The organism is Rhodanobacter thiooxydans (assembly GCF_021545845.1).
Classification (GTDB): domain Bacteria; phylum Pseudomonadota; class Gammaproteobacteria; order Xanthomonadales; family Rhodanobacteraceae; genus Rhodanobacter.
Map to the genome: position 1 here is coordinate 1682253 of NZ_CP088923.1, position 25724 is coordinate 1707976.

The 25724-nt window shown below is 66.9% G+C and carries 22 protein-coding genes and 1 pseudogene; 17 read left to right on the forward strand and 6 right to left on the reverse strand.

The window, feature by feature from the left end; genetic code table 11:
- Positions 1-82: 82 nt before the first annotated feature.
- The 13 genes and pseudogenes from LRK53_RS07525 to LRK53_RS07585 all read left to right on the forward strand — a co-directional run bounded on the left by LRK53_RS07525 (position 83) and on the right by LRK53_RS07585 (position 13411).
- Positions 83-607, forward strand: coding sequence for a glycine zipper 2TM domain-containing protein (locus LRK53_RS07525; protein WP_027492769.1), 525 nt, complete (start codon positions 83-85; stop codon positions 605-607).
- Between the two features lie 311 nt (positions 608-918).
- Positions 919-1920, forward strand: coding sequence for an N-acetylornithine carbamoyltransferase (locus LRK53_RS07530; protein WP_027492768.1), 1002 nt, complete (start codon positions 919-921; stop codon positions 1918-1920).
- Between the two features lie 42 nt (positions 1921-1962).
- Entirely contained in the window at positions 1963-2586 is a 624-nt protein-coding gene (locus LRK53_RS07535; RefSeq protein ID WP_027492767.1) for an FMN-binding negative transcriptional regulator, read from the forward strand.
- Positions 2583-3080, forward strand: a complete 498-nt coding sequence (locus tag LRK53_RS07540; protein WP_027492766.1) for an OsmC family protein — start codon at positions 2583-2585, stop codon at positions 3078-3080. The genes LRK53_RS07535 and LRK53_RS07540 overlap by 4 nt, the downstream gene beginning before the upstream one ends.
- Positions 3081-3132: 52 nt before the next feature.
- Entirely contained in the window at positions 3133-4395 is a 1263-nt protein-coding gene (locus tag LRK53_RS07545; protein ID WP_081666611.1) for an argininosuccinate synthase, read from the forward strand.
- Positions 4396-4564: 169 nt separating this feature from the next.
- Positions 4565-5824, forward strand: a complete 1260-nt coding sequence (locus tag LRK53_RS07550) for an acetylornithine deacetylase (protein WP_027492764.1) — start codon at positions 4565-4567, stop codon at positions 5822-5824.
- A 16-nt stretch (positions 5825-5840) separates the two neighbouring features.
- Positions 5841-7163 (forward strand): acetylglutamate kinase, encoded by a 1323-nt coding sequence (locus tag LRK53_RS07555; protein ID WP_027492763.1) that lies wholly within the window; start codon positions 5841-5843, stop codon positions 7161-7163.
- Between the two features lie 196 nt (positions 7164-7359).
- Complete coding sequence (gene argC / locus LRK53_RS07560; RefSeq protein ID WP_051257571.1) at positions 7360-8259, forward strand: N-acetyl-gamma-glutamyl-phosphate reductase; 900 nt, start codon at positions 7360-7362, stop codon at positions 8257-8259.
- A gap of 138 nt (positions 8260-8397) precedes the next feature.
- The gene (locus LRK53_RS07565) at positions 8398-9693 is read left to right on the forward strand and encodes an argininosuccinate lyase (protein ID WP_027492761.1); all 1296 of its coding nucleotides are present in this window, start codon (positions 8398-8400) and stop codon (positions 9691-9693) included.
- 15 nt (positions 9694-9708) lie between these two features.
- On the forward strand, positions 9709-10896 hold the full coding sequence (gene proB, locus LRK53_RS07570) for a glutamate 5-kinase (RefSeq protein ID WP_027492760.1): 1188 nt from the start codon (positions 9709-9711) through the stop codon (positions 10894-10896).
- Entirely contained in the window at positions 10893-12161 is a 1269-nt protein-coding gene (locus tag LRK53_RS07575) for a glutamate-5-semialdehyde dehydrogenase (RefSeq protein WP_235642600.1), read from the forward strand. Before proB ends, LRK53_RS07575 begins: the two co-directional genes overlap by 4 nt.
- Positions 12162-12224: 63 nt before the next feature.
- Positions 12225-12369, forward strand: a pseudogene (locus LRK53_RS07580) (IS256 family transposase); the annotation flags it as partial.
- A gap of 298 nt (positions 12370-12667) precedes the next feature.
- Positions 12668-13411 (forward strand): hypothetical protein, encoded by a 744-nt coding sequence (locus LRK53_RS07585; RefSeq protein WP_185754639.1) that lies wholly within the window; start codon positions 12668-12670, stop codon positions 13409-13411.
- Between the two features lie 536 nt (positions 13412-13947).
- Here LRK53_RS07585 and LRK53_RS07590 read toward each other — a convergent pair.
- Positions 13948-15735 (reverse strand): tetratricopeptide repeat protein, encoded by a 1788-nt coding sequence (locus tag LRK53_RS07590; protein ID WP_027492758.1) that lies wholly within the window; start codon positions 15733-15735, stop codon positions 13948-13950.
- A 179-nt stretch (positions 15736-15914) separates the two neighbouring features.
- Positions 15915-16157 carry a kynureninase/PvdN C-terminal domain-containing protein gene (locus LRK53_RS07595; protein WP_185754638.1) on the reverse strand — a complete coding sequence of 81 codons (243 nt, stop codon included), beginning with the start codon at positions 16155-16157 and terminating at the stop codon, positions 15915-15917.
- A 150-nt stretch (positions 16158-16307) separates the two neighbouring features.
- Here LRK53_RS07595 and LRK53_RS07600 point away from each other — a divergent pair, with 150 nt between their 5' ends.
- From LRK53_RS07600 to LRK53_RS07615, 4 genes are all read left to right on the forward strand, one after another.
- On the forward strand, positions 16308-17003 hold the full coding sequence (locus LRK53_RS07600; protein ID WP_027492756.1) for an ABC transporter ATP-binding protein: 696 nt from the start codon (positions 16308-16310) through the stop codon (positions 17001-17003).
- A complete protein-coding gene (locus LRK53_RS07605) occupies positions 17003-17941 on the forward strand; it encodes an efflux RND transporter periplasmic adaptor subunit (RefSeq protein WP_027492755.1) in 939 nt (312 codons plus the stop codon). The genes LRK53_RS07600 and LRK53_RS07605 overlap by 1 nt, the downstream gene beginning before the upstream one ends.
- On the forward strand, positions 17941-19131 hold the full coding sequence (locus tag LRK53_RS07610) for an ABC transporter permease (RefSeq protein WP_027492754.1): 1191 nt from the start codon (positions 17941-17943) through the stop codon (positions 19129-19131). Before LRK53_RS07605 ends, LRK53_RS07610 begins: the two co-directional genes overlap by 1 nt.
- 109 nt (positions 19132-19240) lie before the next feature.
- The gene (locus LRK53_RS07615) at positions 19241-20368 is read left to right on the forward strand and encodes an alpha/beta hydrolase family protein (RefSeq protein ID WP_027492753.1); all 1128 of its coding nucleotides are present in this window, start codon (positions 19241-19243) and stop codon (positions 20366-20368) included.
- Between the two features lie 91 nt (positions 20369-20459).
- Here LRK53_RS07615 and kynU read toward each other — a convergent pair whose 3' ends face one another.
- The 4 genes from kynU to LRK53_RS07635 form a co-directional block, all read right to left on the reverse strand.
- Complete coding sequence (gene kynU / locus LRK53_RS07620; protein WP_027492752.1) at positions 20460-21740, reverse strand: kynureninase; 1281 nt, start codon at positions 21738-21740, stop codon at positions 20460-20462.
- Between the two features lie 185 nt (positions 21741-21925).
- Positions 21926-22444: a hypothetical protein gene (locus LRK53_RS07625; protein WP_027492751.1), complete on the reverse strand. Its 519-nt coding sequence runs from the start codon at positions 22442-22444 to the stop codon at positions 21926-21928.
- Complete coding sequence (locus tag LRK53_RS07630; protein WP_235642601.1) at positions 22441-23475, reverse strand: amidohydrolase family protein; 1035 nt, start codon at positions 23473-23475, stop codon at positions 22441-22443. The genes LRK53_RS07625 and LRK53_RS07630 overlap by 4 nt, the downstream gene beginning before the upstream one ends.
- 97 nt (positions 23476-23572) lie before the next feature.
- Positions 23573-25654 (reverse strand): FUSC family protein, encoded by a 2082-nt coding sequence (locus LRK53_RS07635; RefSeq protein WP_027492750.1) that lies wholly within the window; start codon positions 25652-25654, stop codon positions 23573-23575.
- Positions 25655-25724 lie beyond the last annotated feature (70 nt).

Sequence of the window (25724 nt, forward strand, 5' to 3'; positions counted from 1 at the left end):
GGGTGTATTCAGCGTGAATTTGCTGGAATGCCGCCAGTACGGGTGCAGACGCACCTGCAGTTTCCGAATTTGGGAGGTCACCATGACCAAACCATGGCTTTCCGCTCTGGTACTCGCCGTGATGGCTACCGGTGTCTACGCCCAGGATGGGCGTTACGCCAATGCTGACGACAATGCCCACTATGGTTGGGCCGACGTGCTGCGGGCCGACCCGGTGCAGGGCGTCACCCGCACCGAAGTGCCGCGCCAGGAGTGCTACGAGCAGCCGGTGGTTCGCCGCGAGGGCGGCAACACCACCGCCGGCACCGTGCTGGGTGCGGTGATCGGCGGCGTGCTGGGCAACACCGTGGGCAAGGGCGACGGGCGCAAGGCGGCCACCGTCGCCGGTGCCGTGGCCGGCGGCGCCATCGGCAACCGCGCCACCCGGGGTGGCGAGTACGAATCCAGCCAGACCGAATGCCGCCAGGTCAGCTCGATCAGCGAACAGCGCCGGATCATCGGCTACGACGTGGAATACCGCTATCGCGGCGAGGTCTACACCTCGCGTCTGAGCTACGACCCCGGCGAGCGCCTGCGCGTGCGCGTGCGGGTCGACCCAGCCGACTGATCCGTCTTTGCCTGCCAGCAGCAGCGCCGCCACCCGTTGGCGGCGCTGTCGTTCAGGGGCATCGATTTTTTTGTTGCATGGCAGCGAAATTGCCGCCATGATGCGCGCTCGCCATCTGGATTCTGCATGTCCACAGCCGTCTATACCGCCACCGTACTGACCAGCGCCCGCGCGGCCGCTGGCATGACGTCGCGTGCGCGCCGACCGCTGGACGGACATTTGGCCGGGTAGGCAGTCGCACGCGTTTCATGTGCATCGACGATAAACCCGGCTCTTGCGCCGGGTTTTTTGTTTTTGGATGGGAGTTAACCATGGCACCACGGCATTTCATCACCACCCAGGATTACAGCCGCGCCGAGATCGACGCGCTGCTGGAGCAGGCCGCGCGATTCAAGCGTGAAGTGCGCGGCGGGCAATTGGCCGGCAAGTCGATCGCGCTGCTGTTCTTCAATCCCTCGATGCGCACCCGCACCAGCTTCGAGCTGGGCGCGTTCCAGCTGGGTGGCCACGCCATCGTGCTGGCGCCGGGCAAGGACGCGTGGCCGATCGAATTCGAGGTGGGCAGCGTGATGGACGGCGACACCGAGGAGCACATCGCCGAGGTGGCGCGCGTGCTCAGCCGCTACGTCGACCTGATCGCGGTGCGCGCGTTTCCGAAGTTCCAGGACTGGGCGGTGGACCGCCAGGACAAGGTGATCAAGGCGTTCGCGCAGTACGCCACGGTGCCGGTGATCAACATGGAGACGATCACCCACCCCTGCCAGGAGCTGGCCCATGCGCTGGCGTTGAAGGAGCACCTGGGCGACCTCACCAGGAAGAAGTATGTGCTCACCTGGACCTATCATCCGAAGCCGCTGAACACCGCGGTGGCGAACTCGGCGCTGCTGATCGCCACCAAGATGGGCATGGACGTGACCCTGCTGTGTCCCACCCCGGACTACGTGCTGGACGAGCGCTACATGGCGTTTGGCCGTCTGAACGCCGAGCAGAACGGCGGTTCGCTGAGGGTCAGCCACGACATCGAGGAAGCCTACGCCGGCGCCGGCGTGGTCTACGCCAAGAGCTGGGGCGCGCTGCCGTTCTTCGGTCGCTGGGAGCAGGAGAAGCCGATCCGCGAGGCGCACAAGCATTTCATCGTGGACGAGGCGAAGATGGCGCTGACTAACCACGGCCTGTTCAGCCACTGCCTGCCGCTGCGTCGCAACGTCAAGGCCACCGACGCGGTGATGGACGCGCCGTACTGCATCGCCATCGACGAAGCCGAGAACCGCCTGCACGTGCAGAAGGCGGTGATGGCATCGCTGCTGGCGTAGCGGGGAATGGGGAATTGGGAATAGGTGCATCTCGGAGCTGCCATGTACATGCCGAAGCATTTTGTCGAAACGCGCGTCGAGGTCGTGCACGGGCTGATGCGTGACTACCCGTTCGCCACCGTGGTGGCGAACGCGGCCGACGGCCTGGTCGCTAACCACCTGCCGTTCGAGCTGGTCGGCGGGCTGCTGCACGGCCATGTCGCCCGCGGCAATGAACTGGCACGGCTGGACGGCGCCGAGGTGCTGCTGATATTCCAGGGCCCGGACGGCTACATCAGCCCGAACTGGTACCCGACCAAGCAGGAGACGCATCGCGAGGTGCCGACCTGGAACTATGCGGTGGTGCATGTGCATGGCCGCCTGCGCGTGATCGACGATGCCGACTGGTTGCGTCGCCTGCTGGAAACCCTGACCAATCGCCACGAAGCGGGCCAGCCGCAGCCGTGGAAGATCACCGATGCGCCGGATGACCACATCGAGAAGTCGCTGCAGGCGATCGTCGGCCTCGAAGTCGCGATCGAGCGCATCGAGGGCAAGTTCAAGCTCAACCAGAACCACCCCGCGCGCAATCGTGCCGGCGTGATCGCCGGCCTGCGCGAGCGCGACGGCGATGGCGACGCGGAACTGGCCGCGTTGATGGCCCTGCAGGAGGAGTCGAAGCCATGAACCGCCCGCATCGTTACCTCGTCGACGTGGAGTGGACCGGCAACCGCGGCAGCGGTACGGACGGCTACCGCAACTACAGCCGCGACCACGTGATCCGCGTCGCAGGGAAACCCGAGCTGGCCGGTTCGTCCGATCCGACGTTTCGCGGCGATGCCACCCGGCACAATCCGGAGGACATGCTGGTGACCGCGCTGTCGACCTGCCACATGTTGTCCTACCTGCACATGGCCACCGTGGCCGGCGTGGTGGTGACGGCCTACACCGACGCCGCCGAAGGCACGATGGTCACCGAAGGCGATGGCGGCCGCTTCGCCGAAGTGGTGCTGCATCCGGTGGTGACGATCAGCGCCGCCAGCGATCCGGCGAGGGCCGAGGCGGCGCACGAAACCGCACACCACGCCTGCTTCATCGCCAATTCCGTCAACTTCCCGGTGCGCTGCGAGCCGCGCATTGTTGTGAGCCGGGATACGGGATACGGGATTGGGGATTCGTAACAGCAGAAGCCAAACCGCCGCATCAACCCTTCCATCTACACCGAGAACTCCCATGTCGTCGCAAACCGCTCCCACGAATCCCGTATCCCGTATCCTGAATCCCGCCACCGGAGAAGGCCGAGACATCGTCTTGGCCTTCTCCGGCGGCCTCGACACCAGCTTCTGCGTGCCTTATCTGCAGGAGCGCGGCTGGGCCGTGCATACCGTGTTCGCCGACACCGGCGGTGTCGATGCCGAGGAGCGCGCCTTCATCGAGAACCGCGCGAAGGAGCTGGGCGTGGCCAGCCACGTCACCGTGGACGGCGGCCCGGCGATCTGGAACGGTTTCGTCAAGCCGTTCGTGTGGGCGGGCGAGGGCTACCAGGGCCAGTACCCGCTGCTGGTGTCCGACCGCTATCTGATCGTCGACGCCGCGATCAAGCGCGCCGCGGAGCTGGGCACGCGCGCCATCGCGCATGGCTGCACCGGCATGGGCAACGACCAGGTGCGTTTCGACCTGGCGGTGAAGGCGCTGGGCGACTACCAGATCGTGGCGCCGATCCGCGAGATCCAGAAGGAACACACGCAGACCCGCGCCTACGAACAGAAGTTCCTGGAAGATCGCGGCTTCGGCGTGCGCGCCAAGCAGCAGGCCTACACCATCAACGAGAACCTGCTCGGCCTGACCATGTCCGGCGGCGAGATCGACCAGTGGCAGGCGCCCGGTGCCGGCGCGGTGGGCTGGTGCAAGCCGCGCGCCGAATGGCCGTCCAAACCGCTTCGAGTGAAGATCGGCTTCGTCAATGGCGAGGCGGTGACGCTGGACGGAGAAAAGCTCGCCGGCCACAAGATGCTGGCCAAGTTGAACGGCCTGTTCGCTGCCTACGGCGTGGGCCGCGGCCTCTACACCGGCGACACCACCATCGGCCTGAAGGGCCGCATCATCTTCGAGGCGCCTGGCCTCACCGCGCTGCTCGCCGCGCATCGTGCGCTGGAAGAGGCGGTGCTCAGCAAGCAGCAGAACCGCTTCAAGCCGGAGGTGGCGCGCAAGTGGGTGGAGCTGGTCTACGAGGGCTTCTTCCACGATCCGCTGAAGACCGACCTGGAAGCGTTCCTGGCCTCCAGCCAGACCACCGTCAACGGCACTGTGACGCTGGAGACGAACGGCGGCAGCGTCGGCGCGGTGGCGGTGGAGTCGAAGCACATCCTCAACGCCAAGGGCGCCACCTACGCGCAGTCGGCCGACTGGGGCGTCGAGGAAGCCGAAGGCTTCATCAAGCTGTTCGGCATGAGCAGCACGCTGTGGGCCGAGGTCAATCGGAGCGGTGGCGCATGAGCAGCGAGCTTTTCTCCCCGCTCACCCGCAAGGGGACTCCCGCAGGGCCGCCTGCGGGAGAGGGGCCGGGGGTGACGGTCCGGCCGTGCCGCGACGCCTCGCTCCGCCCGAACCCTCACCCCAACCCCTCTCCGGCAGGGAGCGGGGCTTCGCAGCGTGGAGCCGCGCGATGAGTGCGCTGCTCGACGCCACGCTGGAACACCTGCGCGTGCTGGTCGGTTTCGATACGCGCAATCCGCCGCGGGCGATCGACACCGGCGGCGTCTTCGACTACCTGCGCGCGCAGCTGCCTGGTTTCACGGTGACGGTCACCGATTTCGGTGCCGGTGCAGTGGCCTTGCATGCGGTGCGCGGCGAGCCGAAGCTGCTGTTCAACGTGCATCTGGATACGGTGCCGGATTCGCCGGCGTGGACGGCCGATCCGCATGTGCTGCGGATCAGCGACGATCGCGCAATCGGTCTCGGCGCTTGCGACATCAAGGGCGCGGCGGCAGCGCTGCTGGCGGTGGCGGAGGCCAGCGACGGCGCCATGGCGCTGCTGTTCACCACCGATGAGGAAGCCAACGACGCACGCTGCATCGCCGGCTTCCTGCGCGCTTTGCCCCCTCTCACCCACAAGGGGACTCCCTCAGGGTCGCCTCTGGGAGAGGGCCGGGGAGAGGGTACGGGCGAAGCGGGAGATCCGGCTTCGAGCGCACCCTCACCCCAGCCCCTCTCCCAAAGGGAGAGGGGCTATCAAGCGGTGATCGTGGCCGAGCCAACCAAAGGCGAGGCGGTGCTGGCCCATCGCGGCATCCAGTCGGTGCTGATGCGTTTCGCCGGCCACGCCGGGCATGCCTCGGGCGAGCAGAAGCCGGGCGACAGCGCCTTGCACCAGGCGGTGCGCTGGGGCGATGCGGCGCTGGACTTCGTCGCGGCGCAGGCGCACGAGCGCTTCGGTGGCCTGACCGGCCTGCGCTTCAATATCGGTCGCATCGAAGGCGGCATCAAGGCGAACATGATCGCGCCCACGGCGGAAGTGCGCTTCGGCTTTCGCGCGTTGCCCACGATGAATCCGGATCACCTGCTGATCCGTTTCCGCAATCTGGTGGAACCGCAGCCGGTGGAATTCACCGAGACTTTCCGTGGCGCCACGTTGCCGGCCGGCGACACCGCGCGCGCCGAGGAGCGTCGACTGGCGGCGCGCGACCTTGCCGACGAGCTGGGCATCCCGATCGGCAATGCGGTGGATTTCTGGACCGAGGCCGCACTGTTCTCCGCCGCCGGCTGCACCGCTTTTGTCTACGGCCCCGGCGACATCGCCCAGGCGCACAGCGCCGACGAGTGGGTTGCGCTGGAACAACTCGAACACTATGCGCAAACGGTTTATCGAATCGTTGAGAAGTCCGGCCAGGGACGGCCGGTTTTTGACCCCCGCGAGCATGGATGAGCGTAAGGAACAAACAATGGACACGGCTAAGCACAACACCCGCAAGACCATCGTGCGCCTGCTCTCCAGCATGGGCAGCGCGAAGGAAATCCAGCAGTACCTGAAGCGCTTTTCCGAGGTGGACGCCAAGCGTTTCGCCGTGGTGAAGGTCGGTGGTGCCGTGCTGCGCGACGAGCTGGCCGACCTCGCCTCGTCGCTGACTTTCCTGCAGCAGGTGGGACTGACCCCAATCGTGCTGCACGGCGCCGGCCCGCAGCTCGACGAGGAGCTGGCTGCCGCCGGCATCGTGAAGCAGACGGTGGGCGGCCTGCGCGTGACCTCGCCGAAGGCGCTGGGCATCGTGCGGCGCGTGTTCATGCAGCAGAACCTGAAGCTGGTCGAGGCGCTGCAGTCGATGGACACCCGCGCCACCGCGGTGCCGTCGGGCGTGTTCATGGCCAGCTACCTCGACCGCGAGACCCTGGGGCTGGTCGGCAAGGTGGAGAGCATCAACCTGGCGCCGATCGAGGCCAGCCTGCACGCGAACTCGATCCCGGTGATCGCCAGCCTGGGCGAGACCGACGAGGGGCAGATCCTCAACGTCAACGCCGACGTCGCCGCGAACGAACTGGTGCGCGCACTGCAGCCGTACAAGATCGTGTTCCTCACCGGCACTGGCGGCCTGCTCGACGGCGAGGGCAAGGTGATCGACTCGATCAACCTCAGCACCGAGTTCGAGCACCTGATGGCGCAGCCGTGGATCAACGGCGGCATGCGCCTGAAGATCGAGCAGATCGCCGACCTGCTGGCCGACCTGCCGCTGACCTCGTCGGTGTCGATCACCCGGCCGTCCGAACTGGCCAAGGAACTGTTCACCCACAAAGGTTCGGGCACCCTGGTGCGGCGTGGCGAGAAGGTGCTGCGCTTCGACTCCTGGGAGGGCGTGGACCGCGAGCGCATGCGCGGGCTGATCGAATCCAGCTTCGGCCGCACCCTGGTGCCGGATTACTTCGAACGCACGCAACCGTTCCGCATCTACGTCAGCGAGAACTACCGTGCCGCGATGATCCTCACCATGGAAGGCGGCCTGCCGTACCTGGACAAGTTCGCCGTGCTCGACGACGCGCAGGGCGAAGGCCTGGGCCGCGCAGTGTGGCAGGTGATGCGCGAGGAGAACCCGCAGCTGTTCTGGCGCTCGCGCCACCACAACCCGGTCAATATCTTCTACTACGCCGAGTCCGACGGCTGTCTGAAGCAGCCGAAGTGGAAGGTGTTCTGGTACGGCCTGGACGGCAATTTCGACACCATCGCCCGCTGCGTGGCGCATTGCGCGCAACGCCAGCCGACGCTGGTGGGGTGAGCGGTATAGCCCTCCCCTGCGAAGCAGGGGAGGGCTGGGGGTGGGGTCGCTCTTGATCTTGCTGGAAGATCAAAAGCCTACCCCCTCCCGACCTCCCCCTGCGGTGCAGGGGGAGGAGCAAAAAAATCGCAGGAGTGAATCGGTGACACACGACAAGAAAATCATCGGCATCGTCGGCGCGCGCGGCCACACCGGCATGGAGCTGATCCGCCTGATCGCTGCGCATCCTGCGCTGGAGCTGGCTTTCGTCTCCTCGCGTGAACTGGATGGCCAGCGCGTGGCCGATCATGTCGATGGCTTCGCCGGTGAACTGCGCTACGAGAACCTCGACCCCGACGCCGTGGCCGCCAAGCGCGCCGACGTGGTGATCCTGGCGCTGCCGAACGGCAAGGCGGCGCCGTACGTGGCGGCGATCGACGCGGCGAGGCCGGACACGCTGATCCTCGATCTTTCCGCCGACTACCGCTTCGATCCGTCGTGGTACTACGGCCTGCCCGAACTCACCCGCGGGCAATGGCGTGGCGAAAAAAGGATCAGCAACCCCGGCTGCTACGCCACCGCAATGGAGTTGTCGATCACGCCGCTGAAGGACCTGCTGGCCGCTCCGCCAGTGTGCTTCGGCGTCTCCGGCTACTCCGGCGCCGGCACCACGCCGTCGGACAAGAACGATCCGGACAAGCTGCGCGACAACCTGATGCCGTACGCACTCACCGGCCACATGCACGAGAAGGAAGCCAGCTTCCGGCTCGGCATCCCGGTGGAGTTCATGCCGCACGTGGCGCCGCACTTTCGCGGCCTCACCGTCACCACCAACCTGTACCTCACCCGCCCGCTGAAACGCGAGGACGTGCTGCAGCGTTTCCATGCGGCCTACGACGGCGAGAATCTGGTCAACGTGACCGACGAGGCACCGTGGGTCAGTCGCGTTGCGCACAAGCACTACGCCGAGATTGGTGGTTTTGCCGTCTCGGCCGACGGCAAGCGCGTGGTGATCGTGGCCACGCTGGACAACCTGCTGAAAGGCGCCGCCACGCAGGCGATGCAGAACATCAACCGCGCGATCGGCCTGGACGAATACACCGCCATTCCGCAATGAATCGTCATTCCGGCGAAAGCCGGCAGCGCTTTACAACAGCGAAGCTGGTCATCCAGTGCCTTTCGTGAGCAAAGGCTCTGGGTCCCAGCGTACGCTGGGATGACGGGCAGTCTCCGACGAGAGCTTTGAGATCACACCATGAACCAACCCCTCTGGCAAAAATCCGGCATCCAGATCGACGCAAAGATCATGAAGTTCCTCGCTGGCGACGACGTGCTGCTGGACCGCGAGTTCTTCCTGCACGACATCACCGCCAGCAAGGCGCACGTGGAGGGGCTGGCCAACATCGGCGTGGTCGACGCCGACGAAGCGGCCGCGCTGAAGCACGAGCTGGATGCGCTGGCCGACGATTTCGCCAGCGGCGCCTTCGTGCTGGACGAGCGCTACGAGGACGGCCATTCGGCGATTGAGGCACGGCTTACCGAGCGCCTCGGCGACGCTGGCCGCCGCGTGCACACCGGGCGCAGCCGCAACGACCAGATCCTGGTCGCCACGCGCTTGTGGCTGAAGGACCAGCTCATCGCGCTGGAAACGCATTGCCGCGCCATCGCGCAGGTCTGTCTCGACCGCGCGGCGCAGCCAGCCGTGCCGCTGCCGGGCTACACCCATCTGCAGCGCGCGGTGGTGTCGTCCACCGCGATGTGGTTCGCCGGTTTCGCCGAGGGCTTCATCGACAATACGTTGCGCGCCCGCCAGACGATGGCGCTGATCGACGCCAACCCGCTCGGCACGGCCGCCGGCTACGGCGTGAACCTGAAGCTGGACCGCGAACACACCACCCAGGCACTCGGTTTCGCACGCATGCAGCTCAGCCCGATCTACGCGCAGCTGTCGCGCGGCAAGTTCGAGATGGCCGTGCTGGAGGCGATCGGCGGCGCGCTGCTCGACCTGCGCCGGCTGGCCTGGGATCTGTCGCTGTTCACCACCGCCGAGTTCGACTTCGTCAAGCTGCCGCCCGAGTACACCACCGGCAGCTCGATCATGCCGAACAAGCGCAACCCCGACGTGATCGAACTGCTGCGCGCCAGCTATGCCAGCGTAGCTGCCGCGCGTACCGAGATCGAGCAGCTGCTGTCGCTGCCGTCCGGCTACCAGCGCGACCTGCAGTTCTCCAAGGGCTCGATCTTCCATGGCGTGCGCCATGGCCTGATGGCGCTGGAGCTGGTGCCCGACCTGCTGGCGCGGTTCGGCTGGAACGAGGGCGCGATGCGCGCTGCGATCGAGCCGGCGATGTACGCCACCGACGTGGCGATCGAGCAGGCCGCCGCCGGCGTGCCGTTCCGCGACGCCTACCGTGCCGCGGCGGAAGCCGCGGCGTCCGCGGGGCAGGGGCGCACGCCGGAAGGCAGCCTCGCCGCCCGCGTGTCGCCGGGCGCCGGCAACGACCTGCGGCTGGATGAACTGCACGCGCGCTTGCGCGCACTCGACGACTGAAGCGGAGACACGGGCATGGCGGCGATCGACACCGGGAACACGCACACCGAGCTGCCCGCGCAGGCGCTGCCTTCCTGGCGTCGCGCCGTACTGAAGGTGGGCAGCAACCTGCTCGCCGCCGACGGCGGCGGCCTCACGCCGCGCTATGCCGAAACGCTGGCCGCCTTCATCGCCGCCAGCCACGCGGAGGGCCGCCAGGTGGTGCTGGTGTCTTCCGGCGCAGTGGCGGCGGGGCGCTCGCTGCTGCGCCAGCATGCGCGCGACGGTGGTGGCCTCGCCGCGCGGCAGGCCCTGGCCGCGCTGGGCCAGGCGCCGATGATCGCGCTGTGGCAGTCGCTGTCCGCGCGGCCGGTGGCGCAGGTGCTGCTGACCCACGACGACCTGCGCAACCGCCGTCGCTACCTCAACGCGCGCGCCACCCTGCGCGAGCTGCTGCAGCTCGGCGTGCTGCCGGTGGTCAACGAGAACGACACCGTCTCGGTGGACGAATTGAAACTCGGCGACAACGACAACCTCGCCGCCATCGTCGCCGCACTGGTCGATGCCGACCTGCTGCTGATCGCCTCCGATGTCGATGCGCTGTACAGCGCCGACCCGCGGCACGATCCAGCGGCCACGCCGATCACACACGTCGCTGCGCTGACGCCCGAGATCGTGGCGATGGCCGGCGGCAGCGGCAGCGCGGCCGGCACCGGCGGCATGCGCACCAAGCTGCAGGCAGCGGCGAAGGCCGCGGCGGCCGGCATTCCCACTGCCTTGTTCAGCGGCCGCGAGGCGGTCACCGTGCAGGCGCTGCAACGCGGGCAGCTGCGCGGCACCCTGATCGCCGCGGCCTCCACGCGTCTGCAGGCGCGCAAGTACTGGCTGCGCCATGCACCCGCCGCACCAGGCCGCATCCGCATCGACGCCGGTGCCGCGAAGGCGCTGGCCGGCGGGCGCGTCTCGCTGCTGCCGGGCGGCGTGCTCGGTGCCGACGGTGAGTTCCACCGCGGCGACCTGGTCGAGATCGTCGACATGGACGGCGCCGCCGTCGCGCGCGGACTCAGCCAGTACGGCGCCGCCGAGGTGCGCCGGCTGGCCGGCCGGCACAGCCGCGAGATCGGCGGCGTGCTCGGCTACAGCTACGGCGACGAGGTGGTGCATCGCGACGACCTCGTCACCATGAATCGTCCGGTGACATCCGGGCAGGAGATCAGCGCATGAGTACGATCAGGGAACAGGCACAGGCCTGCCGCGACGCGGCCCAGGTGGTCGTCGGACTCGACACGACGGCCAAGTGCGCGCTACTGCGCGACATGGCCGCAGCGCTGGAGGCGCAGTCCGCCGCGGTGCTGGCGGCCAACGCCGAAGACATGCGTCAGGCTGCCGCGAAAGGCGTGCAGGGTGCCATGCTCGACCGCCTGCGGCTGGACGAGGCACGCGTGGCCGGCATTGCCGGCGCGCTGCGCGAAGTGGCCGAACTGCCCGATCCAGTCGGTGTGACGACCCGCCGCGAGACGCGGCCGAATGGCCTGTCGATCGAACGCGTGCGCATCCCGCTCGGCGTGATCGCGATGATCTACGAGGCGCGTCCCAACGTCACCGCCGACGCTGCGGCGCTATGCCTGATGGCCGGCAACGCGGTGATCCTGCGCGGCGGTTCCGAGGCGATCCATTCCAACCTCGCCATCGCCGCCGCGCTGCACGCCGCGCTGCGCGTGCACGGTGTGCCCGAGGCCGCCGTCACCGTGCTCGACGACCTGAGCCGCGAGGCGATGGTCGAATTGCTGCAGCTCGGTGACCTCGTCGACCTGGCCATCCCGCGCGGCGGCGAGGGGCTGATCCGCTTCGTCGCCGAACATGCGCGCGTGCCGGTGATCAAGCACTACAAGGGCGTGTGCCACCTGTACGTGGACCGCGCCGCCGATCTCGAGCTGGCGCTGGGGCTGCTGATCGACGGCAAGACCTCGCGCCCCGGTGTGTGCAACGCACTGGAGACCCTGCTGGTGCATCGTGACGTCGCCGAAGCGTTCCTGCCGCGCGCCGCCGCGGCTTTGCGCGAGCGCAGCGTCGAGCTGCGCGGCGACGACCCCAGCCGCGCGCTGGTGCCCACCATGCATGCCGCCACGGATGACGACTACGCCGCCGAGTTCCTCGACCTGATCCTCGCCGTGCGCGTGGTGGACAGCCTGGACGAAGCGATCGCCCACATCCACCGCTACGGCTCCGACCACACCGAAGTCATCGCCACCGCCGACGAAGCCGCCGCGCAACGCTTCGTGCGGGCGATCCGTTCCGCCGTGGTGATGGTCAACGCCTCCTCCCGTTTCAGCGACGGCGGCGAACTCGGCCTCGGCGCCGAAATCGGCATCTCCACCACCCGCCTGCATGCCTACGGCCCGATGGGTGCGGAGGCGCTCACGGTGGAGCGCTTCGTGGTCCGCGGGGCGGGGCAGGTGAGGCATCCGCTGAGCCGGGCGCAGTGTTGAATGTCCGCTTTGGGTGGAAGAAGCCGGTCGCAACCTGAGTCGTGTTGCCCGATAGCGGACATGGGAGGCTTCCCGAGTGACGAGGCGTTGCTGAAACTGTTCTACCTGGCCCCGCAACATCAGCAAGAAATGGACGATGCCGATCCACGACCGGAGGGCTGCACTGAATCGCTTCACGATTCAGCTCGAGGAGCGACTTCCTCGGCGGCAACTCATATCCCTGGTACACAAAATTCTGCACACCTTCCAACCCGAGGCAGGTGAGGGTTGCAGATCCATAATCACCGTTTTGGCGATCATGATCTGTCGGAATATTTTTCATTTTTTTCACAAAATCTGGAGTGAAAAAATTCAATAACTAATAAAATCAATCGACTGGAGATATGGCATGCAATATGCCTTTTAGTTAAGACTCAGACTGAGCCCCAGCGATCCCTGACTCCACGGACGATCGATAGATTCAGATTCCAGGGAAAGCCTTCACGGTTTTTTTCAAGGGATCGAACATGCACAAATCCTTGCTCACATCGCTGGCACTGGGCTGCAGCGCATTGCTGGAACTGGTGTCGTTCGACGCCAGCGCCATACCCATCCACGTAGGGCTTCAGGATGCTGCCGGCAGCCATAGCTGGACGTCTCCGGTCATCGGTGACCCGCACGGCACCGTGACCCTCACCGCTTGGGAATACGATAACCAGGTTTGGACCGACGCCGTCATGTCGTATAAATCTGGATCTGCCGCCGAAACAGGCATGGGCGTCATCTGCAATCAGCAACCATCCGATAACGAGTGCGGCCAGCACGAGATCGGTGCCACGCCGTGGCAGATGCTAGACCTGAACATCAGCCAGCTCACCGGCTGGAAAAGCCTGACGCTATACCTCGGCTCGGTCAACGCAGCAAGTTTGGGCGGCGATGAAACCGGCTATCTGCTCGGAGCCACTTGCACGGTGGGCGGTAGCTGCACGCCGATCGTCTTGGATAGCTGCACCGGCTTCGGCAATTGGTCCAGTCACGCGGCGCAGTGCATGTTCAACTTTACCGCAGCGGACCTTCTCGGCCAGAGCATCACCGATATATGGGTTGCATCCAGCACCACGGACCAGAGTGGCACCGACAACGGCAACATCCTGTTGGGCGGGGACTTCGTGCTGAACACGGTGCCGGAGCCGAAGGCGTTGGGCATCTTCGGACAGGGTCTCCTGCTGATCGGCGCGTTCGTGGGCTTGCGCCGGCGCCGGACTAGCTGACGGCCACAGCTTGAGGTTCGTTGACTTTGAGCAGCCCCCGTAACGGGGGCTGCTTTTTTTGCGCGTCCGGCATGGGCGTGATCCTGAAAGGGAAGGTCCCTTCGTGAGCCGACCGCAACGAGCGACGCGAAGTACTACGGTGTGAGTGGCAACGATCTCCAAGCCAACTCTGATGGTCAGGCGTTTGTCAAGAATCGGTGCCCTGCGAATTTTCCAACAGAAATTTTCCAATAGAATCGGTTGGCTGCCACTGGCTGCCTAGGAAGGCCTGATCGACCCGCCCTTGTCGTCATTCCCACGAAAGCGGGAATCCAGTGTCTTTCCTGCAATGCGTCAATGCACAAGGGCGCTGGATCCAGGATATCGATTCGAGGTTCCGGATGACGGGCAAAACCAGAGTCCCCTAACCGCTCTCAACGGCTGCCCTTCGACACCCAAGCGACAACGCCGCATCCAGCATGCGATTCCGTCAGCCGCCGCGGCGTGCAATCCGCCACCCCCGGTTGTCGCACACACGTCGTCAATCCAGCCGTCGCTCAATGTACGCTGGCGCTGACCGCCGCAGGCAACCGCTGGCTCGGCAATGGCAATCCCGCCTGCTTGCACAAGGCAGCAAAACGCGGATCGTGCTGGTAGGTAAGCGCGAAGGGGTCGAAGAGCAGGCTGAAAAAGGCCGGATCGTGTTGATTCCAGGCACGCAGAAGCCAGTCGAACATTTCGTCGGGTTGCTTGCGCAGTGCGTACAGGTCGGCGACGAAATAAGGCTGATCCTTGCCGTTTTTGGCGATGTAATCGTGCAAGGCCACGTCGGCCTGCTTGTGATGGGGACCGATCTGTTCCGCCAGTGCGCGCACCAGCGATCCGAGTACCGGGTCGGTTTCCTGCTTCGCGTTGCGCAGCGCGGCGGCCGCATCGCCACGCAGGATGTCGATCTCGGCCAGAGTCGCATACATCCCCGGGAAATCCGACTGCAAGGCCAGTACCTTGCGCGTCGCCTGCTCGGCAGCATCGAACTGGCCTTGCGCCAACAGTACGGCAGCCAAATTGGCATACATGTCGGCTTTCAACGGATCAGTGGCGATGGCTTTGCGCATCAATTCCGCCGCCGGCTGCAGTTGCCCGACGGTCGCCAGTCCGTAGGCCATGAAACTCATCGTTCTGCCATCGTTCGGTTCCAGCACCAGCGCCTTCCGGTATTCATCCAATGCACCCACCGGATCGTTATCGACGTTTGACAACAAGTAGCCGCGAGTACTGTGGGTAGCCGCCGCGTCCGGCGTCAGCGCCTGCTGCCTGTCTGCCGCCGTGCGGGCTTGCTCGTACGCCTGGTGGCGCGCATCGCCAGTCATGGATATCTGCCCCTGATTGACCAAGGCAGTAGACAGTGCGCCCCATGCATAGGCGTAGTTGGGTTCGAGCCTGATTGCCTGTTTGAGCAGCGTGATGCCTTGGCGCATGTCTGATTCGGTGAAGTGCATGGCAAACGCGCGCCCTTGCAGCATCAGCTGGTAAGCCTCGACATTGCCGCCGGGCGGTTTGTCGCTTGAGATGATGGCCTTCCCCAGCAACTGGACCTTGAGCGCCGCGGCGATGGCCTGGCCGATCTTCGACTGGATCGCGAACACGTCTTTGAGTTGTTCATCGTAACTGCGGGACCAGGCACTGCTGCCGTCTTTGGCGCGGATCATGCCGACCGTGACCCGAATGCGATCGCCTTGCTGGAACACCGAACCCTGGATCAGGTTGGCCACCCCGAGCGCTGCGCCGATCTGCGCCGGACTGTCCTCGGAATCGCGGAACTTGAAGCTGGAGTACTTGCCGATCACCTTCAGCCCGTTGATCTGGGTGAGGTCGGAGATCAGCTCCTCGGATAGGCCGTCGGAGAAGTACTGCTGCTTGGGATCGCCGCTTTGGTTGGCCAGCGGCAGCACTGCGACGGACTTGTCCGGGACTTTCGCCAGTTCGGCGGCGAGTGTCGCGGTATCGATTGTTGCTGTCGTGCGGGTTGCGGTGACGGCATCGTGGGTAACTGGCGCGACACGCCACATCAGTGCGCTGCTGAGGATGACCAGACCTGCGACTGCGAGCATTTCGGAGCGTGGCATTTTTTGGGCACTGCGCTCACCGTGATACCACGCCACTACCAGTACTACGAAGAACCCCATGATCAGCGTCAGTGTGATGCCTCGCCGCAAACCTTCCGGCCATCCGAACTGAACGGCAATCACATCCAATACTGGGATCAGTGCGATCGCCACGGCGGCGTAACCGATCGCCCATTGCACAAGCTTGTGCTGTTTCAGGCGTGCAAGGAACTCTTCCACGGCAAGACCTCCGCCCAGAGATTCGCTGAGTATAGAACTTGCATGCCGCGACGCTGCAGGGTCGGTCGGTAGACGATGTCTGCATGCTCAAGGCTGGCCCGAAGCTAGCTGCCGCGGGCACAACCAGTGTCGCCGAAAGCTGACTGTCGCGACTGTCAGCAATGGGTTGTGGATTCAATTCATCGATGCAACACACTGAGGACTGCCTCCGCAAACGCCAGACAATCCGCAAACCGGTTGTGCAGCGGCGCAGGCGGGAGGCGGACCACGACGGGTTTGCGCCAGTCATCCCTGGTGCCGTGGCTCATCAGGCAGTCGAACAGGACGCCGCTGCGCTTGTGACCAACGCTCACATGGATGAGCTGAAGAAGCTTTTCGCGCGGTTGCGCCATGCGCAGCGGCGCCAGCGCAGGGATCGGCACGCTCGAGGGTCGCCGGCTGCTGCCAGCGAATCCGCGAGATTTCTTGCGCAGCGTCCATGCCTTTCGCGTTCATGGTGGCGGGCTACAATCGGGTCTTGATACTCCTGAAGGCAGCGGCCATCGATGACAGGCGCAGACCAGGAACCTGCCGTGCGCTGCCGCGGCCTGACCAAGCACTATGGCTCGGGCGACGAGCGCGTGGATGCGCTGCGCGGCGTGGATCTCGATGTGCGCAGCGGGGAGCTGCTGATGCTGGTGGGGCCATCGGGTTGCGGCAAGACCACGCTGATCTCGATCATCACCACGATCCTCGACCGGGATGACGGCAGCTGCGAGGTGCTGGGCCGCGATATCGGCCGCATGACGGAGGCGGAGCGCACGCACTTTCGCGGCGAGAGCATCGGTTTCGTCTTCCAGGCCTTCAACCTGCTGCCCGCGCTCACGGCGGTGGAGAACGTGTCGGTGCCGTTGCTGATATCCGGCGTGGCGCGGGAGGTGGCCGAGCAGCGTGCCAGGTCCGTGCTCGAGGAAGTCGGGCTGGGGGCGCGCGCCGATGCGCTGCCGCGCAAGCTCAGCGGCGGACAGCAGCAGCGCGTCGCCATCGGGCGTGCGCTGGTGCACGATCCGAAACTGGTGGTGTGCGACGAACCGACCAGCAACCTGGATGCGAAGACGGGACACGAGATGATGGACATCCTGCGCGGCGTGGCCCGTGCGTCCGACCGGGCGCTGATCGTGGTCACGCACGACAACCGGACCTTCGACTACGCCGATCGCATGGCGCGCATGGAGGACGGGCGGATCATCGAGATCAGCGAGGGCGGGCGGCAGGGGGAGCAGTCGTGATGGCGCCATTCGAGAAGCGGATCTACCTGCTGGCCGGCCTGGCGCTGGCCGGCGCCATCATCGCGGTGGCGGTGGTGTTCCGCTCCGGCGATTCGGCCGTGGTGACGACCTCGGCGGCGCCGATGGAGCAGGTGTCCTTCGCCGACTATGTGGTCGGCACCGGCATCACCGAAACCGGCCTGGGCAACGTGTCGGTCGGCACCGCCGTGCCCGGGGTGGTCAGCGCGATCGACGTGCGACCGGGCGACGAGGTCGAGGCCGGCGCTCCGCTCTTCAGCATCGACGACCGCGACCTGCAGGCGCGCCTGGGCGTGGCCAAGGCCAATGTCCGGCTGGCCCGGGCGGCACTGGCGAAGCCCGCACACCGGCTGGATTACCTCACGAATCTGCAGCGCCTCGACAAGTCTGCCCTCAGCGTCGAGGCGCTGACCAACGCCAGGGACGACATGGAGGCGGCTGCTTCTGCGGTGGAGACGGCTGCGGCGACCGAGCAGCAGATCGAGGTCGATATCGCCCGCGCGGTGGCTCATGCCCCCATCGCTGGACGCATCCTGCAGGTCAACGTGCGGGTGGGCGAGTTCGCGCCGGCGGGTGAGGTGGCCAAGCCGCTGGTGCTGATCGGCGACGACCAGCGCATGTACCTGCGCGTGGACATCGACGAGAACGACGCGTGGCGCGTCCGTCCGCACACGCAGGCACGCGCGTTCGTGCGCGGCAATTCGCGCCTGTCCATCCCGCTGCACTTCGAGTACATCGAGCCGTACGTCACTCCCAAGACGTCGCTGACCGGACTGAGCACGGAGCGCACCGACGTCCGCGTGCTGCAGGTGATCTACAGCTTCGAGCGCGGCACGCTGCCGGTGTACCTCGGGCAGCAGATGGATGCCTTCATCGAGGTGCCGCCCGCGCCGGGCCAGCCGGCGGGCGGACAGCGCTGATGTTCCGCATCGCGCTGAAGATGCTGGCGGCGGATCGCGCGAAGTTCGTGGGGTTGCTGTTCGGGATCGCCTTTACCTCCTTCCTGGTCACCTTCGCCGCCTCGTATTTCTGCGGCTTCATGACCAACGGCTTCGCGCTGATCTCCGAGAACGGCGCCACCGACGTGTGGGTGATGGACCCGGCGGTGCAGTCGGTGGAGCAGACCATCAACATGCCGGCCTCCGCGCTGGACCGGGTGCGCAGCGTCGACGGCGTCAGCCGCGCGGTGCCGCTGGCGCTGGGCAACGCGGATGTGCGTTTCGCAAACGGACAGTTCCAGACCTTCCAGGTGATCGGCGTGGACGACGCCTCGCTGGCCGGCGCGCCGGTGGTGCCCGGACGGAATCCCGACGAGCTGCGCGCGCGCGCTGCGGTGATCGTCGACGCCGGCGGCACCAGCGGCAAGCTGGAGACGCCGGCGCTGCCGCAGGACCAGTGGCCGCACGACGGCGCGCACCTGGATGTGCCGACGCGCGAGTTGCGCAGCGGCGACGAGCTGCTGGTCAACGAGCACCTGGTGCGCGTGCTGGGCCAGTCCTCGACCCTGCCGCGTTTCCCACCGCGGCCGCTGCTCTACACCACGCTGTCCAACGCGTTGCTCATCCTGCCGGTGGAGCCGCATACGCTGACCTTCGTGATGGCGCGGACCGTGGCGGGCGCCTCGCCGCCCGAGGTGGCCAGGCGCATCGAGCAGCGCACAGGCCTGCGCGCACGCACCACGGCGGATTTCAAGTCCGACACGGTGCGCTGGTTCCTGGTCAACTCCGAGGACGTCGGCGACATCGCGGCGATGCTCATGCTGGCGATGACCATGGGCTTCGGCGTCACCGGCATCATGCTCTACATGTTCACCTACGAGCACCAGAGCCAGTACGCCGTGCTCAAGGCACTGGGCACGCCGTCGGGAACGTTGACCGCGATGGTGCTGGCGCAGACCGCGATGTGCGCCTTGCTGGGCACCGGCATGGGCCTGGGGTTGTGCGGCATCGCCGGCGAGGTCGTGGTGCGGCTGGGCTTCCCGTTCCGCATGCTGTGGTTCACCCCGCTGGCGGGGTTGCTGGGCGTGGTCGTGGTGAGCGTGGTGGCCGCGCTGATCAGCGTGCGCCCGGTGGTGAAGCTGCAACCGGCGGTGGTGTTCGCCGGGCGGTGAGCCAGCGGCGGTATGCTCCGCACCACAGCTGATATATGGCTTGTTCCGGGGCATCGTTGAAGATTGGCCTGACCTCTGTTTCCTTCCCAAAGCTAAGGAGTTGCTCCAGATGATCCGGAAACCCAATGGTGCAGTCGTCCTCTTGATGGTGGTCGCTCTGAGTCTGGGGATGGCGCACGCGCGCGATGCCGCCCCCGAACGTAAAGCGGAGTCCACTCCCACGGTGGACACCGGCGTTCTGGAAGGCGCGCCGTACCGGGTGGATATCCCCGCGAACTGGAACGGCGAACTGGTCATGCAACTGCACGGCTTCGAGCCGATCGGCACGCCGCGCACCATGCCGAAACCGCTGGGCGATGAAGCTCCGCTGTTTCTCGCGGCCGGGTACGCGGTGGCGCAGAGCAGCTTTGCCTCGCAAGGGTGGGCGGTGGATGACGCGCTGCGCGACAACGAGCGGCTGCGTGCGTGGTTCGGACACAAGTACGGCAAGCCCAGGCGCACTTACCTCGTCGGTTTCTCGATGGGCGGCTACGTCGCGCTGGCGAGTCTGGAGCACCACGGCAAGTACTACGACGGCGCGTTGTCCCTGTGCGGCGCCAACGTGCCCGGCACGCGCGTGTTCGACGATGTGCTGACCTCTCTCGTGGCGTTCGACTACTTTTTTCCCCGCACAGCCGGATTGCCGCAGGGCGGCCTTGCCGATCCTGCCGGGCCGACGCTGGGCCAGATGGAGGTGATGCACGCGGTGGATGCCGCGCTGAAGACCAATGAAGACGCCGCACGGCTCCTTGCCAGGCACGCGCAGGTATCGCGCGAACGCCTGGCCGGCACCATCGGCGTGCATTACCTGGTCCTGCACCAAATGGTCGCGCGTGCGAAAGGCCTGCCGGTTGACAATCGCGCGACGATTTATGCCGGCTTCGGTGACGATGCGGCGTTCAATCGCGGTGTGCACCGCTACGCGGGCGACCCACAAGCGGTGCGTTACCTGGCAGCAGCAACCTCGCTCAGCGGCAAGATCCGCAAGCCATTGGTCCTGCAGTACGACAACGACGATCCCCTCATTCCCGCGCGCTACCAGCCGGTATATCCGGCCATGGTGCAGGCCGCGCATGGCCGTGCGCCGACGGTATTGCCGCCGGTCGGCGAAGGCCATTGCGGATTTACGCCGGAGCAGATCATGCAGGCGTTCCAGACATTGACTCGAAAGGACCCTGGCGAGTTTTCGGCTCGCTGACCCCATCGCTGCCGCGTCATGCGGAGTGCGGACTCGAGCCGAGGGGAGCCGGCGTAAAGAGCTAGCTCAACGAGCCTCTACAGGACCCGAATCAGTCGCCGCGACCCCAGGCCCGTACCGCCTCCGCAAACGCCAGACAATCCGCGAACCGGTTGTACAGGGGCGCGGGCGAGATGCGGATCACATCCGGCTCGCGCCAGTCGCCGATGATGCCGTGGTCCATCAGGTATTCGAACAGGGCACGGCCGCGCTCGCGGCCGCCGGTCACGCGGATGGAGAGCTGGGCGCCGCGGCGCTGCGGTTCGGCGGGGGTCAGTACCTGCAGCACGTCGGCTAGCTGCGTCTGCACCAGCCATTCCAGGTAGCCGGTGAGTTGCAGCGACTTCTCGCGCAGTGCGTTCATGCCGGCGCGGCGGAAGATCTCGAGTGACACGCGCAGTGGCGCCAGCGCGAGGATCGGCGGGTTGGACAGTTGCCAGCCGTCGGCGCCTGGGGTCGGGCGGAACTCGGGGCCCATCTGGAAGCGGGTGGCCTTGTCGTGGCCCCACCAGCCGGCGAAGCGCGGCAGCACGGCTTGGGCGTGGCGTTCGTGCACGAAGGCGCCGCCGACCGCGCCGGGGCCGCTGTTCAAGTATTTGTAGCTGCACCAGATGGCGAAGTCGGCGCCGCTGTCGTGCAGTTGCAGCGGCAGGTTGCCGACGGCGTGGGCGAGGTCGAAACCGACGGTGCAGCCGTGCTTGTGGCCGAGTGCGGTGATCGCCTCGAGGTCGAAGGCCTGGCCGGTGCGGTACTGCACGCCGGGCAGCAGCACCAGCGCGATGCGCGAGCCATGTTCGGCCAGCGCGCGCTCGATGGCGGCGAGCGAGGTGGTGCCGTTCGGTTCGTCGCTCTGCAGCTCGATCAGCGCGCTGGCCGGGTCGAAGCCATGGAAGCGGATCTGCGATTCCACCGCGTAGCGGTCGGTGGGGAACGCGCCGGCCTCGATCAGGATCGCCGGACGCTCGGCGCGGGGGCGGTAGAAGCTCACCATCATCAGGTGCAGGTTCACGCCCAGGGTGTTCATCGTCACCACCTCGGTGGGCTGCGCACCGACGATGGTGGCGAGGTCGTCGCGGACGAACTCGTGGTAATCCATCCACGGCAGGCGGCCCTTGAAGTGGCCTTCCACGCCCAGTTCACCCCAGTAGTCCAGCTCCGCGTTGACGGCTTCGCGTACCGCGCGCGGCTGCAGGCCGAGCGAATTGCCGCAGAAGTACGCGCTGTCGCGCCCTTCGTGCGGCGGGATCAGGAACTCGTCGCGGAATGCGCGCAGCGGGTCGGCGGCATCGCGGGCGTTGGCCCAGTCGAGGGTGGCTTCGAAACTTGCGGGCATCGTTCAGTCTCTGAGAGCGGCTCCTCCCCTTGCACGTCCCAAAGGGACTTCCTTCGGTCGCAGGGGGAGGTTGGGAGGGGGTTGTCCGGGCGTGCGGGAAGATCAAGAGCTACCCCACACCTAAAGGACTCCCTTCGGTCGCCCAACCCTCCCCTGCGGGGCAGGGGAGGGAGCAAGGCAGTTGATTATTTCAACTGTGCGGCGATCGCGTCGCAACCCTTGTCGAAGGCGGCCTTCCAGTCGGCACCGGCCTGCGTCTGGCTGGGGCGCATGCAGCGCAGCTGGATCGCGTGGCCGTTCTTGAACCAGTAGTGCTCGGTGTAGCTGAAGGCGGCGGCGTTTTCCTGCGCGGTGTAGACGTTGCTGTTCGGGCCTGGCGGCACTTCGTTGGCTTTGTAGCCGGGCAGCGCCATGGCTTTGGCGGTGGCTTCGCTGCGGTATTGGTTGAAGCCGTTGAGGTCGGCCACCTGCTTCACCGTGACGGTGACGCGGGCGAGGCTGTTCTTGCCGGTGGGCGAGGGGTCGGGCACCTGGAACACGCGGGCTTCGGGGTCACCCTGGGTTTCCATGATGTCGAGCCAGTTGCCCGGCGTGCTGAAGTGGACGCTGCCGTCGGCCATGCTGACGTCGGCGGCGCGCGCACCACCGGCCAGCAGGGCAGTGGCGAAGACGATCGCGAGGATGGTGCTGCGCAGAAGGCTCATGCGGGTTCCTTCGTGATGGGATCGGGAGCGAAGCGGTGGCGGGGCAGACTCAGCCATTCCAACGCGGTGCCGTGGAACAGCCGCGCGCGGTCGGCTTCGTCCAGGCCCAGCGCCTCGATGCCGCTGCCGGGTTGCTGTTCCCCCAGCGGGAAAGGATAGTCGGTGCCGAGCATCACCTGGCGGGCGCCCGTCACATCCAGCAGATAGTGCAGCGCCCGGTCGTCGTGCACGCAGGAGTCGAAGTAGAAACGCTGCAGGTACTCGCGCGGGTTGCGCGGGTTGTCGGTGGCGACCAGGTCGGGGCGCATCTTGAAGCCGTGCTCGATGCGGCCGATGGTGTAGGGGAAGCTGCCGCCGCCGTGGGCCAGCATCACGCGTAGCTTCGGCAGCCGCTCCAGCACGCCGCCGAAGGCCAGGCAGCAGGCGGCGCGCGACTGTTCGGCGGGCATGCCGACCAGCCACGGCATCCAGTACTTCGGCATGCTGGCCATGCCCATCATGTCCCACGGGTGCACCAGCACCGCGGCGCCGAGATCGGCGGCGGCCTCGAAGAACGGGAACAGCTCTGGCGCATCCAGGTTCCAGTCGCCGCAATGCGAGCCGATCTGCACGCCCTGCAGGCCCAGCTCGTCGATGCAGCGTTCCAGCTCGCGCACGGCCAGCTGCGGCGCCTGCAGCGGCACGGTGCCTATGCCGGCGTAGTGGCGCGGAAAGTCGCGGCAGATGCCGGCCATGTGCTCGTTCAGGTGGCGATGAAGTTCCAGCGCCTGGTGGCCCGGCGCCCAGTACGAGAACAGCACCGGCACGGTGGAGATCACCTGCACGTCGACGCCGAAGCGGGCGTAGTCGTCGATGCGCGTCTGTGGATCGAACGCCGAATCCCACACTTCGCGGAAGAAGCGGCTGTCCTTGTAGATGCGGTGGCGCCCGTCGGTATGCGTCATCACCGGGAAGCGGTCATCGCCGAACTTCGCCGCCAGATTCGGCCAGTCGCGGGGCAGGATGTGCGCGTGGGTGTCGATCTTCAGCATTCGCGCAGTGTAAAACCTCCGTGCAGTGGCGTCGCGCTTGGTAGGGCGGGCACTGCCCGCCGGCCCTTGAAGCAAACAGCGGCGGGCGGTGCCCGCCCTACCGGACGGGAACGTCCGGCCGGCTGCGGTTCGTCACGTAGGCCAGCGTGTCGACGTTGTCCACCAGGCGGTCGCTGATGCGTGCCAGCAGCTCGGCGGCCGCAGGGGCATCACCTTCCTGCATCGCACCGACCAGCCGGCGCTGCAGCGCGCGCAGGTCGCGCAGCGGGCCGGTCGGGTGCTGTTCGCGCAGGGCGGCGGCGATCGCGCGCAGGTTGCCGGCCGCCTGTTCGACGAAGCGTGCGACGCCGGCCGGTTCGGCCAGTGTGGCGAGATCGTCGAGGGTGGCTTCCAGGGACATTGCGCTGCGCGCCAGGCGGTTGCCGTTGGCGAACAGCGCGCGCGCCAGGGCCAGCAGTTCCGGCGGCGTGGCCGGCTCGGTGCGCATGCGGTCGATCGAGGCTTGCGCGTTGGTGCGCGCGGTGCGTGCCGCGCTGCGCGTGTCGTTGTGGAGGGCGGTTTGCCCGGGCTTTGCCAGGGCGTGCAGATAGCTGGCGTAGGCGTCCAGCATGTCGGCCAGTGCGGCGCGCGCGCGGCCACGCTCCCAGGTCGGCCAGGCCACGTAGGCGAGCAGGGCCATGCCGCAGCCCAGCGCCGTGTTGATCACGCGGTCGGTTACCGCCAGGCCCGGGTTCACGCCGTCGAACGAGAGCAGGATCACCACGGTGCCGGTCAGCGCCGCCACCGCAATGCCGTAGTGCGCGCTGGCCAGGTAGCGGAACGCCATGCACAGCAGCGCCATCAGCGCCAGGTGCGCCCACGGTTCGTCCGGCGTGACGTGCAGCAGCACGGTGGTCAGCACCAACCCGAGCACGGTGCCGAGCACGCGCAGCAGGCCGAAGTTGAAGGTGGCGGCGAAGTCCGGGCGCAGCACGATCGCCGCAGTCATCGGCAGCCAGTAGCCGTGCGGCAGCTGCAGCTGGCGCGAGAGCCACAGGGCGGCAGTGAGGCAGACCGCCATGCGCACGGCATGGCGGAACGCCACCGAGCGCGGCGTGAGGCTGGCGCGCAGGGTGGCCCAGGGGGAGTTGCTGCGCAGCGACGGCGGCAGCCGGGTTTCGGCCGCGTTGGCGCGCAGTTCGCCGCGGCTGCCGGCCCAGTCGGCGTTGCGCACCGCGGCGGCCAGCTGGCCGGCCAGCGCGTGGATGTGCGCGGCCAGCCCAGGCGCCCGTTCGTTGCCGTCGAGCAGGATGCGCTCGCTGGCGCGCAGGGCCTCAAGCATGCGCTGCGCGCGTTCGGGCGAGTCGCCGCGTTCCAGCGCCTCGGCGATGGCTGCCAGCACGTGTGCGGCGTCGTCGCGAAACCGCGCATGGATGCCCGGCTCGGCGTGCAGCGCGCTCATCGCGGTGAGTTCCAACCGGATCCGCTCGGCCAGCTCCAGCAGCACGCCGAACGCCTCCATCGCGCGGCCGTGCGCGCGGTGGCGGCCGAGCAGGGTCTGCTGCAGCGTGGTCATCGCCTCGGTCAGCGCCGGCACGTCGGCCTCGTCGTGCGATGGCTGCCGGGCCAGTTCCGCCAGCCCCGCGTATACGTTGGCCAGCGCCATGCGCTCCGGCCAGTAACGCTGCAGCGGCCACGCCGCCAGCGAGAACACCATCAGCAGCAGGCCGCCGGCGAAGATCAGCGCGGCGCCGCCGAGCGCATGCTCGAGCGAGGCCGGCGTCGAGGCGGTGATCACCAGCAGGATCATGCTGGTCATGCCGACCCGCGCGGTGTCGGTGCCGAACACCACCAGCAGGCCGCCGAAGAAGCCGCAGGCCGCCGTAGCCAGCAGGATCGGCAGCAACTGGCCGCCGATCAGGAAACCCACCAGCGCGGCGAGGCCGGCGGCCAGCGAGGCCAGCAGCAATTGCTGCATGCGCTGGCGATAGGGCCCGTGCTGGTCGGAGAACATCGTGTCCAGCGCGCCGGCGGCCACGCCCAGGCCGATCTGCGGGTGGCCGGTGGCCATGCCCACACCCAGCGGCAGCACCACCGCCGCGGTATTGCGCAGCACCACCCGCCACGGTACGTCCGGCCGCTTGATGGCGGTCAGGCTTTCGAGCGCGTGGGCGCGGAGCGAATAGGCGCTGGAGGGCATCAGGCGTGATGAGCAGCGAGGTGAGGGACGAGTATGGCAAAACCAGGTGCCGCAGGCCTCACGCTCGCGT

What these genes read in the sequence shown, in the direction of transcription:
- LRK53_RS07525 (WP_027492769.1), top strand. Translation starts at nt 83, where the DNA reads ATGACCAAACCATGGCTTTCCGCTCTGGTACTCGCCGTGATGGCTACC.
- LRK53_RS07530 (WP_027492768.1), top strand. Translation starts at nt 919, where the DNA reads ATGGCACCACGGCATTTCATCACCACCCAGGATTACAGCCGCGCCGAG.
- LRK53_RS07535 (WP_027492767.1), top strand. Translation starts at nt 1,963, where the DNA reads ATGTACATGCCGAAGCATTTTGTCGAAACGCGCGTCGAGGTCGTGCAC.
- LRK53_RS07540 (WP_027492766.1), top strand. Translation starts at nt 2,583, where the DNA reads ATGAACCGCCCGCATCGTTACCTCGTCGACGTGGAGTGGACCGGCAAC.
- LRK53_RS07545 (WP_081666611.1), top strand. Translation starts at nt 3,133, where the DNA reads ATGTCGTCGCAAACCGCTCCCACGAATCCCGTATCCCGTATCCTGAAT.
- LRK53_RS07550 (WP_027492764.1), top strand. Translation starts at nt 4,565, where the DNA reads ATGAGTGCGCTGCTCGACGCCACGCTGGAACACCTGCGCGTGCTGGTC.
- LRK53_RS07555 (WP_027492763.1), top strand. Translation starts at nt 5,841, where the DNA reads ATGGACACGGCTAAGCACAACACCCGCAAGACCATCGTGCGCCTGCTC.
- argC (WP_051257571.1), top strand. Translation starts at nt 7,360, where the DNA reads ATGGAGCTGATCCGCCTGATCGCTGCGCATCCTGCGCTGGAGCTGGCT.
- LRK53_RS07565 (WP_027492761.1), top strand. Translation starts at nt 8,398, where the DNA reads ATGAACCAACCCCTCTGGCAAAAATCCGGCATCCAGATCGACGCAAAG.
- proB (WP_027492760.1), top strand. Translation starts at nt 9,709, where the DNA reads ATGGCGGCGATCGACACCGGGAACACGCACACCGAGCTGCCCGCGCAG.
- LRK53_RS07575 (WP_235642600.1), top strand. Translation starts at nt 10,893, where the DNA reads ATGAGTACGATCAGGGAACAGGCACAGGCCTGCCGCGACGCGGCCCAG.
- LRK53_RS07585 (WP_185754639.1), top strand. Translation starts at nt 12,668, where the DNA reads ATGCACAAATCCTTGCTCACATCGCTGGCACTGGGCTGCAGCGCATTG.
- LRK53_RS07605 (WP_027492755.1), top strand. Translation starts at nt 17,003, where the DNA reads ATGGCGCCATTCGAGAAGCGGATCTACCTGCTGGCCGGCCTGGCGCTG.
- LRK53_RS07610 (WP_027492754.1), top strand. Translation starts at nt 17,941, where the DNA reads ATGTTCCGCATCGCGCTGAAGATGCTGGCGGCGGATCGCGCGAAGTTC.
- LRK53_RS07615 (WP_027492753.1), top strand. Translation starts at nt 19,241, where the DNA reads ATGATCCGGAAACCCAATGGTGCAGTCGTCCTCTTGATGGTGGTCGCT.
- kynU (WP_027492752.1), bottom strand. Translation starts at nt 21,740, where the DNA reads ATGCCCGCAAGTTTCGAAGCCACCCTCGACTGGGCCAACGCCCGCGAT.
- LRK53_RS07625 (WP_027492751.1), bottom strand. Translation starts at nt 22,444, where the DNA reads ATGAGCCTTCTGCGCAGCACCATCCTCGCGATCGTCTTCGCCACTGCC.
- LRK53_RS07630 (WP_235642601.1), bottom strand. Translation starts at nt 23,475, where the DNA reads ATGCTGAAGATCGACACCCACGCGCACATCCTGCCCCGCGACTGGCCG.
- LRK53_RS07635 (WP_027492750.1), bottom strand. Translation starts at nt 25,654, where the DNA reads ATGCCCTCCAGCGCCTATTCGCTCCGCGCCCACGCGCTCGAAAGCCTG.